This window comes from Colwellia sp. 20A7 (genome assembly GCF_009832865.1).
In the GTDB taxonomy this organism is placed as follows: Bacteria; Pseudomonadota; Gammaproteobacteria; order Enterobacterales; family Alteromonadaceae; genus Colwellia.
Map to the genome: position 1 here is coordinate 3,941,380 of NZ_CP047130.1, position 15,517 is coordinate 3,956,896.

Here is a 15,517-nt window from a genome sequence, read left to right on the forward strand (position 1 = left end):
AATAAGTTACATTATAAAACTCCAGCTCAATTAATGACTGAGCACATGGTAGCTATAATTACTTAACGGTTATGCACTTTGAGATTGAATCTGCCAAACCAAAAAAACTAATCTTTGGTTAACTATTTTTGAACCTTGTTTATAATACTGATGCTAGACAAAACATCTAAAAATTAACAACGTAATATTAGCAACTTATTATATTCAACAATAACTAAAGGCAATTATTAATGTTATCCACTTTTTTTAAAACAAAACCCGTTATTGATGAAACAAGCAAAGCATGGATTTTTGATACCTTTGCTTGGTGTATTGCTGAACTCGATGGTGAATTTTTCAAACATGACAGTAAATTAGTATTACCCAATAACACCTTCTATCCCGGTAGTTCAAATAGTGTAGAAGAAATGGCTAATACTATTTTTTCTAATACGATGAAGTATGCGGGAATGACCGCATGGCCAATAAAATTAGTGCCTGCTGAGCGCTTTATTCAAAAACCAATGCCACAACTATTATTTGCATCAAGACTTCGTGGTGAAAGCTGTAATATTAGTTGTAAAGTAAACAGCATGAATGACTCAACACCGGCTATCGACATTGCTTTTCATGTAAGCCAACTTAATCAACCTCAAGACTTAATAGCTTATTTGGTACAAATACAGACAGGTATTTTGGTGCATCAACATAACGCTATTCATTATGACGCTAACAATTCAACAAACACCTATGCCCCTGGCGGCAAAGAAGTATTGCCACAAACAATTGATTTAGTCGCTTGTTTTATGGGGTTTGGTGTTATTTTTGCTAATACAGCTTATCAATTTAAAGGTGGTTGCGGTTCATGTAACAACCGCAACCTAAACCGACAATCAGCACTACCCGAGCTAGAAACAGTTTACGCACTAGCGCTATTTTGTGTAATAAAGGGAATTGAAGTTAAACAGGTAAAAAAGGAACTAAAATCTCACCTATATAAACATTTTCGACAAGCCCACAAAGAAATATCACAGTATTTACAAGAAACAGATAACCCTGAACACATGAAATTACTGATAGCTCACGATAAATAAAAGAATGCATATTAATAGAGCGCTCAATACTCTTTAGCGCTTCCACAATACGTTTATTAATGCGCCTACCATGATTAATCCACCACCAACAATGGTGGTCGTCATAGGAACTTCGCTAAAGTACGTCCAACCTATAAATACTGAGAACAGTACTTGTACATAAGAGTATGCTGTTGCTTTGTTAGCATCAGCACAATGTAATGCTTTGGTTAGTCCTACTTGACCTACTTGGGTAAATATTCCCACAAAAATCAATAGCATTATCGCTGTTAAGCTAGGCACCACAAAGTCACCACCCAACATAATCATTGAAACAGGAAAAGCCACGAGAGGAAAGTAGAATATGATTACTGAACTATCCTCAGTTACCGTTAATTTCTTAACCAAAATATAAGCAACGGCACTACCAAAAGCCCCCAAAATCCCAGCACTAATGCTTAACCATGAGTATTGTATGCTAGGGTTTAAGAGTAAGTTAGGTTGCGCTAAACTTTCCTGAGCTAAGTTAGGATAAATGATGATCAACAAGCCAAGCAAGCTGATCACAATACAAGCGACAGTTGATCGTTGTATCGTTTCTTTTAAAAACCACAACGCCATAATCGCGGTAAACACAGGGTGTAAGTATTGTAATAACGTTGCTTCAGCTAACGGTAAAGTAGTTACCGCATAATAAACAAACATCAACGCAAAGGTTCCAACGGTACCCCGGGCAATTAACAGCGGCTTATTGTTACCCCATAGCGGAATATTTTTACGTTTAACATCAACATAGCTAATCACGGCTGAAACAATTGCTCTTGCTGCAACAATTTCAAAAACAGGAATACCTAAAGTACTCACTTCTTTTACACAAGCAGCCATTAAGGAAAAACCTAATGCTGATAGCAACATAAACCAAACACTCATTGGCACTGAATTTTTTAGGGTTATAAACATTAATTGTTGTACTCAGGTAATAAAATAGAAAGATGACCAACTGTTCAAATTTACTAAACAACGACATGTGATTTAGAAAGAACCCAATTGCGATAATTTATCTCGTATCGCTTGATATCGTTGTTGTTCACATGAAGCAAAACCTGATAGCTGTCTGACTTTATTGCGTCCAAAAATAGGTACTGTCATACCAGCAAAAAAACGACAGTAACTTTCTAACGTTAATGGCACCGTAATTTTGTTCGCTAAATGATTTTTCAACGCAGCAGCATCCGACATTAATACTTCATCACTGGGCCATGGTGACTGCGCTGAATGTTCAAGGTGAGCCACATTCCCTTTGCATACGCTACAATGTCCACAGATTACGGGTGCTTGTTTATCATCAAAATAACAACTTAAATTATAGCTTAAACACTTATCAAGTTGAAAAAATCGCACAAGAGCAGCAATTCGCTTAATTTCTTTTTGCTCTTTATCGAGAAAGTAATTATATAGGCTTGTTGCTAACGTAGGATCGTTAAGTTCATGACTATTAACCTTAAACACCTCTGTCATACGTGAAGTTTCTAACACAATCAATTGTTGTTCTTGCAAGTATTCTAGCGCCGCAATAACACGATTTCGCTCAATTGATTTGTCTTGTAATAACGTATCAAAGTTTAAGCTGCCCCAAACTTTTTTAAAGGCTGTGGCTTTGAATACCGTTGATAAAAAGTTGCGCCTTTGCTCATTAAACCCTGCCAACATCTGCTCAAGCGGTTGTAGGAGTTTGATTTTAAAATCTGCAAAATAGGCATACATAGGTTCAATCACGCCAGCAATCTCTAACTGAACCAATATAGTTTTTAACGGTAATTGCTTAATATTACTGGCATTGGACAGTGGTAATAGCTGTAATTCCCACTTACTCTCATATTGGGTAATTTGAGTTTCAGCTTTAATATTATCAATAATGCACTCTATACCACCCAGCTCAGGCGTATCACCATAAACAAAGTTCTCTACGGTATTTAATCCATCTAAATTTGCTAAAGTAACGCAGTGTGATAGCTCACCATCACGCCCTGCTCTGCCTATTTCTTGAGAGTAATTTTCGATAGATTTTGGTAAATCGTAGTGAAAGACAAAACGAATGTCACTTTTATCTATGCCCATACCAAAGGCAATAGTCGCAACAATAACCTGTATATTACCTGCCATAAAATCAGCTTGAATTTGACTGCGATTATCACTGTCAAACCCAGCATGATAAGCGCAAGCATTAACACCTGATTGCTGTAAATATGCCGCCACTTGTTCAGCTGTGTGCTGTAACGTAACATACACAATACCGCTATTTTGGCCGGCACTAGAGTAACGCTGTATTTGCTCAACTAACACTGTGTTTTTATTAGCGCTACTAACCGGCAATACCACTAAATCCAGGTTATGACGATAAAAACCAGTTTGAACAATATGTTGATCGTTAATGGCAAATTTTTCGGCCATATCTAACTTTACTTTTTTTGTCGCTGTTGCGGTTAACAATAGCGTTAATGGAATATTCAACTCTTTACGATAACTAGGCAGTTTTAAATAGTCAGGTCTAAAGTTATGACCCCATTCGGAAATGCAATGCGCTTCGTCTACCACTAACATTGAAACCGGCACCGATTGAATAAATTGCCTAAAACGCTCGTTCTTAAAACGCTCTACTGACACCATTAATATTTTAATTTCACCATTACGCACCGCAGTCATAACGTCCTGTGTTTGACTACCTTTTAAAGTGGAATCGATACTCGCGGCAGCAATACCTTTACTCGCTAAAAAAGCTAATTGATCTTTCATCAAGGCTAACAATGGCGAGACAACAAGCGTTAAATTGGGCAAGTGCAACGCTGTTAATTGATAACACAAACTTTTACCTGAGCCGGTAGGAAATATTGATAACGTTGATTGCCCAGCTAACAGCTGCTCAATCGTTTGCTTTTGTCCTAAACGAAATTGCTCAAAGCCAAAAATTGTATCAAGTGTTTCTAGCGGCGAATTTTGATTAATTCCGTTCATCGTTAACATTCCAATATAAATAATTTACTAACAAAAATTATAGCCCTATCATTGTTTTTAACACTAAAAAAATAAAGCACTAAGTATTTAAACAGTATGACATAAAGCGCACTTTGACTGAATGACTTTAACAAACACCTTCACAAAACAGCAGGATTAAAATCATTAATATCGCGTTATATAAATTTTATTTAATTTAACAAAACACCTCATTATTTAGTCGTAAATATAAGCCTATCTGTCGATAATTCATTGCATTAATTATTAAAATATAGGCAAACTGTTTAAATATAATTTCTAATAAAAGAGCCATCAAATGCTATCAAAAAAATCTATACTCGTTATTGCTATATCGAGTGCCTTATTAAGTGCTTGTTCGCAGCCTATAACAAGTAACGCAAGTACTTCAGTTGAACAAAGCAGTGCTAATGTAGCCATATCTGAATCAGAAAAAGCGAACCAATTATTTGATAGTATTTTCAAGGCAAGCATTGACCGTAATCCTGTTATGCAGACGTATCTTGGTATTAAAAAAGATTACGATAAATGGAATGACTTGTCTGAAGAAAATAGCGCAATTGAATTAGCTTTTGACAAAGCCGATTTAGAAAAAATTAAAACAATTGATACGGATAAATTAGATCCTCAAACATTGATTAGCTATCGCCTTTATGTTCAAAAGCTAGAAAACAGCATCAATGACTATAAATGGCGTTTTCATAATTATCCTGTTAATCAAATGTTTGGCACCCACTCACAAATTCCTGCTTTTTTAATTAACCAGCATTCAATTAGTAATATAAAAGAAGCACAAGACTATATAGCCCGTGTAAAAGGTGCTAAAAAGTTAATAGCCCAACTTGTTACTCAACTTAAATTAAGAGAAGACAAAGGAATAATTGCTCCTAAATTTGTTTTTGAGCATGTCATTCGTGACGCTAATAATATATTAGTAGGCGCACCATTTTCTGATGGTAAAGACAGTACAATTTTAGCTGACTTCACTGGCAAAATTAATAAATTAGAAATTACTAACGAAGAAAAAAGCTCATTGTTATCAGGTATTAAAACAGCATTAAACAACGAATTAAAATTTGGCTATGAACAATTAATTAGTTACTTAACGGCGTTAGAGAAGAAGGCCGATAATCGTGACGGTGCTTGGAAGTTTCCAAATGGTGAAGACTTTTATAATAATGCTTTAAAACGCACAACCACTACTGATCTTACTTCTGATGAGATTCATCAAATTGGTTTAAATGAAGTTGACCGAATTCATAATGAAATGCGTTTAATTATGGAAAAAGTCGGTTTTGAAGGCGATTTAGCCGCATTTTTTGATTTCATGAGAAACAGCAAGCAATTTTATTACGCTGGAGACGAAGCAGGACGTCAGCAATATTTAGATGAAGCAGTTGCTTTAATTGACGATATGAAAGGCCGCCTAGACAGCTTGTTTTTAAGTAAACCTAAAGCCGAATTGAAGGTTAAAGCCGTTGAAGCCTTTAGAGAAAAGTCTGCGGGTAAAGCATTTTATCAACAACCCGCGCCTGACGGATCTCGCCCTGGTGTTTATTATGCAAACCTTTACGACATGGAAGCCATGCCAACTTATCAAATGGCGGCTTTAGCTTACCATGAAGGTATTCCTGGGCATCATATGCAAATCGCGATAAAACAAGAATTAACGGGCATTCCTATGTTCAGAAAGTTTGGACGCTATACTGCTCATACTGAAGGTTGGGGATTATATTCAGAAATGATCCCAAAAGAAATTGGCTTATACCAAGACCCATATTCTGACTTTGGTCGTTTAGCTATGGAGCTATGGCGTGCATGTAGATTAGTGGTTGATACTGGTATTCATACAAAGAAATGGACAAGAGATCAAGGTATTACATACTACGTAACCAATACTCCTAACGCCAAGTCTGACGCAGTTAAAATGGTTGAGCGACATGTTGTTATGCCATCTCAGGCGACCGCTTATAAAATTGGTATGTTAAAAATATTAACGTTACGTGAAGGCGCTAAAAAAGCTTTAGGTGACAAATTTGATATAAGAGAATTTCACGAGGTGATTTTACGTAATGGGCCAGTACCATTGAACGTACTGACTCAACTCGTTAATGAGTATATTGAAGAGAAAAAAGCTTAATAGCGACTGACTTCATCAGTAGCTAAAGATAAGTACCTAAAACCGCATTTTTTAATGCGGTTTTTTATTGCCTTTTAGCTATTAAGTTCATGCATTATATAAAGAAAAATCTCTATATTTCAGCAGCTACCACTGAAATTTCCACCAATAAAGCGTCACGAGCCATTTTAGCCGAAACACATGCACGCGCTGGAGCATAACCTTCTGGAACCCAAGCATCCCAAACAGCATTCATGTCAGCAAAGTAGCTCATATCTTTAACATAAATAGTGGCTGATAAAATGTGTTTTCTATCACTGCCTGCTTGCAATAACAATTCATCAACTTTAGCCAACATGGTTTGCGTTTGTTCAGTAATATCCTTACTGGCATCAGCAGCAACTTGGCCACATAAATAAATCGTACCGTTATGCTTAACAATACGACTCATACGCTGTTTTGTTTCTAACCTTTCAATTGACAAAATTACTCCTCCAACATATCAATAAATTTTTGCGATTGTTCTATCGCTGCATTCATATCTTTAATTAACACGGCAACATCTTTTTGAATTGATACTATTTCACCTTGTAACGCACCAACCGCTTTAGCATTCAAATTATGTTTTAAAAATAGGCTATTATCTTTTAAAGCTGATAAAACTGGTGCCATTTTACTTTCCGCTTTATGCATCGACCTAATCAATGTTTTATAACGTCTTTGTGTTTCCTTTAGTTTTGATGCACTTTGTCTTTTAAGGTTAGCACTTGAAATTTCTTCTATTTCATCTTGCCACTCTTCAAATAAGGCTTCAGAAACATCTTCGATTTTTGCGATACGTAAACTAACAAGCTCAGCAGCTTCTTTAGAGTCTTCATACTGTTCTTGAATTTCGTTGTATTGCTCTTCAAGATCGCCACCATCAAAATTAATTAACGCCGTCATTTCAGCCAATGCTGACTTAAATTGCTCTTGCGCTTCTTGTTGCGATTCTTTGGCTTCTCCAACACGATCAACCATGATGTCACGCTTATGAATACCAACCTTTTCCATCGCTGAATAATAAGCGGTTGAACAAGATGCTAATGCCAATACACTAACAATAATGCATAACTTTTGACTAAATTTAATCATAGATTTCCCTAAAGTGATTTTGACCACTTAATCTGAGCGAATATTATGTTAATGGTATATCTATTAGCGTATTCGAGCAAAATAAATTTTTACCCTCTCACATAAATATTTACAAATAATTAACAATAAGTTCACTACCCGTAATCAATCTCAATTTGCTAACTATTGATAAATAACAAAGAAAATAATAAATAAACGCAATAACAATTTAATTTTAAAAAGGCAAAAAAAGGTAATAAAACAACAAAACATAATAACAAATCATAAAAAAACGACAAAACTTGCATTACAACAGTAAATAACGTAATAATATTACACAAAGTTAACTACAGAGAGATGATGATAATGAAAAATCAAAACAATTTAAAAGATACACAATCAGTAGAAGCAACAACTTTTGATTATGATAATAGCGATTTACCTCGTGATTTTGACATAAGAATAGAAGTAGCTGAACAACGTGAAGTTTTAGAAAGTCTGTAATATTGACAGCTTACCTTTTAATATTTGGGTGAAAAATACCATAAATATTAGAATGCTGTTACAAAATGAAGGTGTTATGTAAATAAGTGCCTAATCAACCAGATACCTAATCAATTAAGTGCTTAGGTTATAAAATGGCAGTTAATCATGTTTACTCACACCTCATTACAGGCCTACTTAATACTAAAAGCCTCTTAATAAAACGCTTAAAGTAAATCAACTTTATACGTTTATAATCAATTTACTGCCTTAAAATCGGGATTACGGGTTATTTAAATTTCCTAACCGCAAGCGTAACGAGGCTATTTTTTAAAATAATCCCAAGTAACCTTACTCACATCTGCAATTAATTTTTTATTAACCGCACTTTTTTCTGTGGAGTTACTAACTAAAACACTGATATAAAAATGTGTGCCGTCCGGCAAAAAAACTATACCAATATCATTTTCAGCCCCCGTTAATCCCAATTTATTTCTACCAGAACTACCCGTTTTATGCGCAACAATCGTACCTTTAGGTAATAGACCTTTAATTTTATCTTTACCAGTACCCGAGATTTTCATGGTATCCCATAAGAATTGATGACTGTTCTGAGAGAGTAAATGTTCTTTATTCTCATAAAATAATTTTAATACAGCAATAGCAGCATTAGCGGTTGTCCAATTCTCATACATTCGATCCCAAACTAATTGTTGTGTTATTTCATCATATTCAATAGCAACATCCATTATGCCCTGTTTATGTAAATAGGCTTCTACAACCTTCGTACCACCAACAATGTTAAATAATATATCGCAACCTACGTTGTCACTATAAGCGACTGTATACTTCAATACTTCCGCTAAGGATAAGTTTGCGCCATCGGGATACTCTTTACGAATTGGACTCCACAAATTGTTATCTAAATCTTTTGGGCTAATACTGATTCTATCCGACAAGCTCAAATTATTTTTATCAACTTGATCTAACACAGCTAAAGCAAGCTGATATTTGAAAACACTCTGCATTGGTAGCTTCTTATTACCATTTATTGAGATATATTCACTGCCATCCCCTGCCAAAATAGCCACACCAACGGTTGCGTTTTTACCTTCTAGTAATGAATTTATTTGTTGTTTCAAAGACTCACTTTGCTTGCTATATGAGTGAAACGAACATGAAAAAGCGATGATGATAAAAAGTAGTTTATAATTCATAGATTATCTTACGTGCTAATATTTATATTTAAAGAATGCGTGAACAGCTATAAGTATGCAAATTTTTAAAGTGATCTATTCTGCTTTTAGCGCTAACACCATTAATTGTGCATCATCACCGTAACTTGGGCAAACCATCTTGCTAGGTGTATAAACAAAGCCAAACTTACCCCAAAACATATTAGAACTTTGTACTGAAACAAGTAGTATTTTTGAAAAGCCTTGATGTTTGGCGTAAGTGATTAAGTTTTCCACCAATTTTTTAGCAATCTTTTTCCCTTTTGCTGCGTTAGCCAAAGCCAAGTCATGAAGATACAAAGTTGAGCTGTTAATGGCTCGCGTTTTTTCATGTAACTTAGGTGGTGCCTCATTTCCCCATGGATGAGCAAGCAAATAACCTACTATTTTATTTTCATCATCTACATACACTGCACATGTTGCAGGCGAAGCAAGCCATTTACTTTTTAGAATACTGACCGCTTCGGGCACAATATCAGTGTATGCCTCCGCCTGAATTTTCATGATCTCATCCCAGGAGTTTTCGGTTATCGCACTAATTGACATCATCATAAATTCCTTGCACATACATCCCGATAAAGACTAATAACTGCTTGCGACTATGTGTAACTAACCGAAACAGCGTAAATTGTGTTGTTGTCTAACCGTTTGAGCTTAGCCTCGTATGACTAGCTTAATTGGCTATCATTACTTTAGTCTACGCAAAAGTGACATAGAAAAAATATACTGTAATAACAGCGCTCATAAATATCACAAACCACCTGATATATTGTTGATTTAATTTCATGGAAATATGAGCAGAATAATATCCACCTAATAAAGTGCCAACAAGAACAATGCTCCCCTCTACCCATGCAATAGAATCGCTTAAAATAAATAATAGTATTGCAGCAAGCGATACTGCAGAAGAAACAACTAACTTTAATCCATTCATCACATTGATATTTTTATGACCAGATAAAGTCAAATAACTCAATATAACAATACCTAACCCGGCATTAAAAAATCCGCCATAGACGCAAACACTCAGTAATGATAAAGAGAGAAAAATAGATTTAAACTGTAATGCATATTTATTTTTTTCTGAGTAAGACTGCAATAATGTATTAGCTCTCCCACCAAATATAAATAACAAGGTTGCAAATAAAAGTAACCAAGGAATGACCTTTTCAAATGATGCTTCAGGGGTTTTTAACAATAAAAATGCACCAAGAGATCCCCCTAATAGGCTAAATAAAATCGTGAGCAACATTTCTTTTTTGTGCTCTTTTAATTTGTGCCTAAAAGCATAAGCTCCACTAAAATATCCGGCACACGAAGAAAAGGTATTAGTAGCATTAGCCATAAGTGGTGGCACGCCAACAAAAACGAGAGCAGGAAAGGTAATAAAACTTCCCCCACCCGCAATAGAGTTTAAAACCCCACCAATCAACCCCGCCATAAAAAGAAAAATAACATCAATCAACAAAGTTGTACTCCAGGTTTATTTAAAGCCGAATACCTCATTAAGAGGACGAGAATAGTAAATTAAATATCTAACAAAGCGAAACTTACTAACCCACTACTTGGGCTTGGTTTTGAATAAGTGAAAACAATAAAGCTATTGTACTCTAAAGTTGAAGGTATAATTCAGGGTAATAGTATTACTATGAAACAAGAATATCTGTTGTATAAGTAATATCAATCTTTGGTTGTGGCATCTAAACATGGCAATATTTATTTAAAGCATCTTCAATTGCCGTTTTAAGTGCACTTTCAGTCACATCATTGCCTTTAACCGAGAAATGTAAATTCACCGATTTATACACTCTAGGTTCGCTTTTTATTAGTTCAGATGTCAAATAGAGCTTTAGAAAGCCTAACAATTAACAGAGCAAAGCTTACGCATTATTCTACTGATGTTATTTTTAACAAATAACATAACACTTTGCCATTCAAAGATTTGACTAAATTAAGTAGCAATTTATATATCTTAAAAACGAACTTTTGGTTTATTTTCTTATATATAATAGAAACTTAACTTACTTGCACAGCATACAAAACTATTTATGTGTTTTTTTTATTTGTAGTTGTTTTGCAAAAAACCTTTAAGGTATAATGCTAATACCAACCATTATCATTAATATTACCACTAAGTTTTGAATTCACTTTTATCAACACTCGTGTTTTAAAAGCGCAGTTAGTTAGGTCTGCCATCTTAACTATTACAGACCTAGCCATGAGCAATGCTGAGTTTTAACTTACTGCTAGTGTGGTCTCCTAAGGTAACCACACATTAAGGGCAAATCAATAATGAACACAAAAAGAACATTTTCGGCGACTAAACGCCGGCATTTAATGGCTTGTATATTGGCGCTTATTACCGCCATTGTAATGATCCCTGGCATGACAACTTACTTACCATTCGCCATGGAAGAAAAAATACTTATCCCCATTATGCTATTTCCTCTTATTTGGGCTGGCTTATTTATTTATGCCTATATGGCTGAAAGAGCATGGCACCCTTTTGTGGTGATGTTAGTTATTTTATTTAGTCATGCCGGTTTAAGTTATATGGCATTGTCAGGGGCACAAGCATGAAATCAGTTACATTAAAAAAACTATTCTTATTACATAGTTGGGTTGGCATTGTTACTGCTATTTTGTTGTTTATAGTATGTTTTACTGGCGCTTTAGCCGTGCTGAGTCGCCCTGAATTAAAAATTTGGGCTAACCCCGAATTACATCAACTAAGTACGTTACCGAGCGAAAAAGTTACCGAGCTTATTAACCAATATCATCAAAAAGTACCTGAAGCCTTTGGTGAGAATATTCATGTATATTTACCCACAGGACATAACACTCACTTACTCACTTTATTATTTGAATCGCATGACGGTGATGAAAACTATACTGAGGAAGCCGTTTATGCGTATCAATTTGATCCTCGAAATTTTGAACTGGTCAAAGAATATTATGGTACGGCTGCCTATTTCTACGAACACCGTAAAACAGATGCTCCTTCATTTATTGGTCATTTTCATGCCGATTTACATCTAGGTCGACCTATAGGACTGATACTTAACGGCTTTTTAGGTTTAACTTTATTAGTGTCGACCATAACCGGTTTATTTATTCATCGTCAGCTAATTAAAGAGCTATTTACTTTTAGACGTAAAAAAGAGTTCGATGTTGTTGTCAGCGACGCACATAAAATTATGGGCATTTGGGGCAGCTTGTTTCATGGCATTATTGGTCTTAGTGGTGCATTTTTAGGGTTAGCAACAATTATATTACTACCTGCGGCTGCCTTTGTAAGTTTTGGTGGTGACCAAGAGAAATTAGTAGAGCGGTTTACTGCTATGCCAGAGCCCGTTATTTCTCATAACTATCAAGTAACAGATATCAATACTATTTTAATTGATGCACAAGCTCGTTACCCAAAAGCGAAAATTGTTGATTTAACCATTATGGCGCATAACGATGTTAATGCTGAGGTTTACCTGCGATTACTCGGTGGGGATGCAGTAGCTTCACAATTGTTACAATATCATGGTAATGGTGAATTTAGTAAATCGATGAGTAGTTTAGGCGATATTCCTGGCCCTGCTATCAAAGTTCTCACCTTACTATTCCCACTGCACTTTGGTAACTTCGCCGGTATTTTTGTTAAATTTATCTGGGCTTTACTTGGTTTAACAACCGCACTCTTGCCATTGTCAGGCATGATGATGTGGTTAGCTAAACGTAGCCGAGGTAGTAATCCGACATTATCTGAATTAGCTTATCAACGTTGGAACAGAGCCATTATTGGTAGTTGTGGTGGTTTAGTATTAGCGACCGCTATTTTATTTCCAGCCCAAGTTTTATTGAACAACTTAGTTGCGGTAGAGCTACATAATCAATATTTTGGACCACTATTCTTTTATTCGTGGTTAGCTTGGTTCTTGTTCGCTATTTTCCCTATTAATTATTACCGTTATTTACAAGTAACTCTGTTAGTTACAGGTATTTCATGTATAGCCGTTTTACCATTAAATGCTGTACTGTCATCAAGCCATGCTTTTATAGCGGATAACTTATTAGTAACCGTGGTAGATATAAGCTTTTTCGTTATTGGTCTGTTTACTGTTTATGCAACTAAATGCATAAATGTTAAACGCGTGGCCTTAGCACAAACGTCTATCAATCAAGAGGTAACAGCATGACATTTATTTACCTAACCCTAGGCTGCTTAATGTTAATCACTAGTAGCGTACTGTTAAGAAAAGCCAGCAGTACAAGTCGTTGGTTAAGCTTGGTAATATTTATAATTGCGTCAATATGCTTTATTGCTGTTTATGGCAGTATTGGTGGTGTTTTTATCGCTATCTCTGGCGGCTTGTTAACTAATTTATTTGTTGCTTTTATATTTGGTAAAGCAACAAATAAATAATATAACGACAAACGTTAATTTACATTGAGCATATAACTTTTACGGTTATATCCGCTTTTCTCGTTATTGGTTCTCACTGCTGACTTTGCTTTATTAGATGATTAGGGGATGAATTGCCTCCCCTTTCATTCTGCTTTTTCACTTACATTCCTATTATTAACATATTATACCAATCTCCTAACTATGTGATCATTCCTACTTACTAAAATCACCAACTATATCGTTATTTATTTAATAATTAGAACAACCAGTTATTGAAATAAACGCCTTGTATTTGGCCATTTTTTCTACGTATAAAATTGTCCACTTAACTAATGAAACTGGTATTAAAACTTAATGTTATTATTAGGTTGCCTCTATTTGACGTGCAATAAAAAACCCCAGTGTTTTTCAACAATGAGGTTTTAAGTATTCATCTAACATGCTCAGAAAACGCAGGTAGAACATTCAACGCCGAAATTGATTGTTATAACCCGTTTACAACAATGTTATTCCCATTCGATAGTAGCAGGCGGCTTGCCTGATATATCGTAAACAACACGCGAAATGCCATCAATTTCATTGATGATTCTGTTAGACACTAGGCCTAAGAAGTCGTATGGCAAATGTGACCAACGCGCCGTCATAAAGTCAATAGTTTCAACACAACGTAAGCTTACTACCCAGTCATATTTACGAGCATCGCCCATAACTCCAACTGAACGAACAGGTAAAAATACGGTAAATGCTTGGCTTACTTTAGTGTATAAATCATGCTTATGTAATTCTTCAATGAAGATAGCGTCCGCACGACGTAATAAGTCTGCGTATTCTTTTTTCACTTCACCTAAAATACGAACACCTAACCCAGGACCAGGGAACGGGTGACGGTAAAGCATATCGTATGGTAAACCTAATTCAAGGCCAATTTTACGCACTTCATCTTTAAATAATTCACGTAATGGTTCAACTAAACCTAACTTCATGTAATCAGGTAAGCCACCAACGTTATGATGAGATTTGATAACATGTGCTTTACCCGTAGCAGAAGCAGCTGATTCAATAACGTCAGGGTAGATAGTACCCTGTGCTAACCATTTGGCATTATCTAATTTGTTAGACTCTTCTTCGAATACATCGATAAATACATTACCGATAATTTTACGTTTAGCTTCTGGCTCACTTTCGCCAGCCAAACGATCAAGAAAACGATCTTCAGCATCAATTTTAATGATATTTAAACCAAAATGATCGCCAAACATATCCATAACTTGTTGACCTTCGTCTAAACGAAGCAAACCGTTATCAACAAATACACATGTTAGTTTGTCACCAATAGCGCGATGTAAAAGCATAGCGACTACTGATGAATCGACACCACCAGATAAACCAAGAATAACCTCGTCATCACCAATTTGTGCTTTCATTTTCTCGATAGCATCATCAATGATTGTTGCTGGTGTCCATAATTTTTCACACTGACAAATTTCAACAACAAAGTTTTCTAAAATGCGTAAACCTTGTTTAGTGTGAGTAACTTCTGGGTGAAATTGAACACCATAAAACTGCTTGTCTTCGTGTGCCATAGCACCAAAAGCACAGCTTGGCGTTTGACCAACAGTAACAAAACCTTCAGGGATACTAGCAACTTTATCGCCGTGACTCATCCAAACATCAAGTAAACCATTACCGTTTTCACCAACACTGTCTTCAACGTTATTAAATAACGCTGACTTAGCAATTAGTTCAACCGCAGCATAACCAAATTCTTTATGGTTAGAACTTTCAACACTACCACCTAACTGCTCAGCCATGGTTTGCATACCGTAACAAATACCTAATACTGGTACGTTAGCATTAAACACATATTCAGGTGCACGTGGTGAGTTAGCTTCAGTTACAGACTCTGGACCGCCAGCAAGAATAATACCTGTTGGGTTAAAGCCTTTAATTTGCTCTTCGGTTACGTCCCAAGACCATAATTCACAATAAACGCCAATTTCACGTACGCGACGTGCAATAAGCTGTGTGTATTGTGAACCAAAATCTAAAATCAGTATGCGGTGATCATGAATGTCTTTACTCATGTTTG

General features: G+C 35.6%; 14 protein-coding genes. 6 read left to right on the forward strand and 8 right to left on the reverse strand.

Annotation, left to right across the window (positions count from 1 at the left end):
- The first annotated feature begins 230 nt into the window (after nt 1–230).
- Nucleotides 231–1,073, forward strand: coding sequence for a hypothetical protein (locus GQS55_RS16920; protein ID WP_159821604.1), 843 nt, complete (start codon nt 231–233; stop codon nt 1,071–1,073).
- A 33-nt stretch (nt 1,074–1,106) separates the two neighbouring features.
- Here GQS55_RS16920 and GQS55_RS16925 read toward each other — a convergent pair whose 3' ends face one another.
- Nucleotides 1,107–2,012, reverse strand: a complete 906-nt coding sequence (locus GQS55_RS16925; protein WP_159821605.1) for a DMT family transporter — start codon at nt 2,010–2,012, stop codon at nt 1,107–1,109.
- A 72-nt stretch (nt 2,013–2,084) separates the two neighbouring features.
- The gene (locus tag GQS55_RS16930) at nt 2,085–4,064 is read right to left on the reverse strand and encodes a RecQ family ATP-dependent DNA helicase (protein ID WP_159821606.1); all 1,980 of its coding nucleotides are present in this window, start codon (nt 4,062–4,064) and stop codon (nt 2,085–2,087) included.
- Between the two features lie 316 nt (nt 4,065–4,380).
- Here GQS55_RS16930 and GQS55_RS16935 point away from each other — a divergent pair, with 316 nt between their 5' ends.
- Entirely contained in the window at nt 4,381–6,222 is a 1,842-nt protein-coding gene (locus GQS55_RS16935) for a DUF885 domain-containing protein (protein WP_159821607.1), read from the forward strand.
- 112 nt (nt 6,223–6,334) lie between these two features.
- Here the strand turns inward: GQS55_RS16935 and GQS55_RS16940 are convergent, their stop codons facing one another.
- A complete protein-coding gene (locus tag GQS55_RS16940) occupies nt 6,335–6,685 on the reverse strand; it encodes a RidA family protein (RefSeq protein ID WP_159821608.1) in 351 nt (116 codons plus the stop codon).
- A gap of 2 nt (nt 6,686–6,687) precedes the next feature.
- On the reverse strand, nt 6,688–7,335 hold the full coding sequence (locus tag GQS55_RS16945; RefSeq protein ID WP_159821609.1) for a DUF2959 domain-containing protein: 648 nt from the start codon (nt 7,333–7,335) through the stop codon (nt 6,688–6,690).
- Between the two features lie 345 nt (nt 7,336–7,680).
- Between GQS55_RS16945 and GQS55_RS16950 the strand changes: the two genes are divergently transcribed.
- On the forward strand, nt 7,681–7,818 hold the full coding sequence (locus tag GQS55_RS16950) for a hypothetical protein (RefSeq protein ID WP_159821610.1): 138 nt from the start codon (nt 7,681–7,683) through the stop codon (nt 7,816–7,818).
- Nucleotides 7,819–8,120: 302 nt separating this feature from the next.
- On the opposite strand, the gene bla is transcribed toward GQS55_RS16950, so the two are convergent.
- The 3 genes from bla to GQS55_RS16965 all read right to left on the reverse strand — a co-directional run bounded on the left by bla (nt 8,121) and on the right by GQS55_RS16965 (nt 10,500).
- A complete protein-coding gene (gene bla, locus GQS55_RS16955; protein WP_159821611.1) occupies nt 8,121–9,014 on the reverse strand; it encodes a class A beta-lactamase, subclass A2 in 894 nt (297 codons plus the stop codon).
- A gap of 75 nt (nt 9,015–9,089) precedes the next feature.
- The gene (locus GQS55_RS16960; protein WP_201294531.1) at nt 9,090–9,581 is read right to left on the reverse strand and encodes a GNAT family N-acetyltransferase; all 492 of its coding nucleotides are present in this window, start codon (nt 9,579–9,581) and stop codon (nt 9,090–9,092) included.
- 148 nt (nt 9,582–9,729) lie between these two features.
- A complete protein-coding gene (locus tag GQS55_RS16965) occupies nt 9,730–10,500 on the reverse strand; it encodes a sulfite exporter TauE/SafE family protein (protein ID WP_159821613.1) in 771 nt (256 codons plus the stop codon).
- Between the two features lie 824 nt (nt 10,501–11,324).
- Here GQS55_RS16965 and GQS55_RS16970 point away from each other — a divergent pair.
- Genes GQS55_RS16970 through GQS55_RS16980 form a run of 3 tightly spaced genes read left to right on the forward strand, consistent with a single transcriptional unit; the run spans nt 11,325 to nt 13,446 of the window.
- On the forward strand, nt 11,325–11,612 hold the full coding sequence (locus tag GQS55_RS16970) for a hypothetical protein (protein WP_159821614.1): 288 nt from the start codon (nt 11,325–11,327) through the stop codon (nt 11,610–11,612).
- Entirely contained in the window at nt 11,609–13,219 is a 1,611-nt protein-coding gene (locus tag GQS55_RS16975; RefSeq protein ID WP_159821615.1) for a PepSY-associated TM helix domain-containing protein, read from the forward strand. The genes GQS55_RS16970 and GQS55_RS16975 overlap by 4 nt, the downstream gene beginning before the upstream one ends.
- Nucleotides 13,216–13,446 (forward strand): hypothetical protein, encoded by a 231-nt coding sequence (locus GQS55_RS16980; RefSeq protein ID WP_159821616.1) that lies wholly within the window; start codon nt 13,216–13,218, stop codon nt 13,444–13,446. The genes GQS55_RS16975 and GQS55_RS16980 overlap by 4 nt, the downstream gene beginning before the upstream one ends.
- Before the next feature lie 488 nt (nt 13,447–13,934).
- Here GQS55_RS16980 and guaA read toward each other — a convergent pair whose 3' ends face one another.
- On the reverse strand, nt 13,935–15,512 hold the full coding sequence (gene guaA / locus GQS55_RS16985; protein WP_159821617.1) for a glutamine-hydrolyzing GMP synthase: 1,578 nt from the start codon (nt 15,510–15,512) through the stop codon (nt 13,935–13,937).
- Nucleotides 15,513–15,517 lie beyond the last annotated feature (5 nt).

What these genes read in the sequence shown, in the direction of transcription:
- GQS55_RS16970 (WP_159821614.1), top strand. Translation starts at nt 11,325, where the DNA reads ATGAACACAAAAAGAACATTTTCGGCGACTAAACGCCGGCATTTAATG.
- GQS55_RS16960 (WP_201294531.1), bottom strand. Translation starts at nt 9,581, where the DNA reads ATGATGTCAATTAGTGCGATAACCGAAAACTCCTGGGATGAGATCATG.
- bla (WP_159821611.1), bottom strand. Translation starts at nt 9,014, where the DNA reads ATGAATTATAAACTACTTTTTATCATCATCGCTTTTTCATGTTCGTTT.
- GQS55_RS16945 (WP_159821609.1), bottom strand. Translation starts at nt 7,335, where the DNA reads ATGATTAAATTTAGTCAAAAGTTATGCATTATTGTTAGTGTATTGGCA.
- GQS55_RS16935 (WP_159821607.1), top strand. Translation starts at nt 4,381, where the DNA reads ATGCTATCAAAAAAATCTATACTCGTTATTGCTATATCGAGTGCCTTA.
- GQS55_RS16925 (WP_159821605.1), bottom strand. Translation starts at nt 2,012, where the DNA reads ATGTTTATAACCCTAAAAAATTCAGTGCCAATGAGTGTTTGGTTTATG.
- GQS55_RS16920 (WP_159821604.1), top strand. Translation starts at nt 231, where the DNA reads ATGTTATCCACTTTTTTTAAAACAAAACCCGTTATTGATGAAACAAGC.
- GQS55_RS16930 (WP_159821606.1), bottom strand. Translation starts at nt 4,064, where the DNA reads ATGAACGGAATTAATCAAAATTCGCCGCTAGAAACACTTGATACAATT.
- GQS55_RS16975 (WP_159821615.1), top strand. Translation starts at nt 11,609, where the DNA reads ATGAAATCAGTTACATTAAAAAAACTATTCTTATTACATAGTTGGGTT.
- GQS55_RS16980 (WP_159821616.1), top strand. Translation starts at nt 13,216, where the DNA reads ATGACATTTATTTACCTAACCCTAGGCTGCTTAATGTTAATCACTAGT.
- guaA (WP_159821617.1), bottom strand. Translation starts at nt 15,512, where the DNA reads ATGAGTAAAGACATTCATGATCACCGCATACTGATTTTAGATTTTGGT.
- GQS55_RS16950 (WP_159821610.1), top strand. Translation starts at nt 7,681, where the DNA reads ATGAAAAATCAAAACAATTTAAAAGATACACAATCAGTAGAAGCAACA.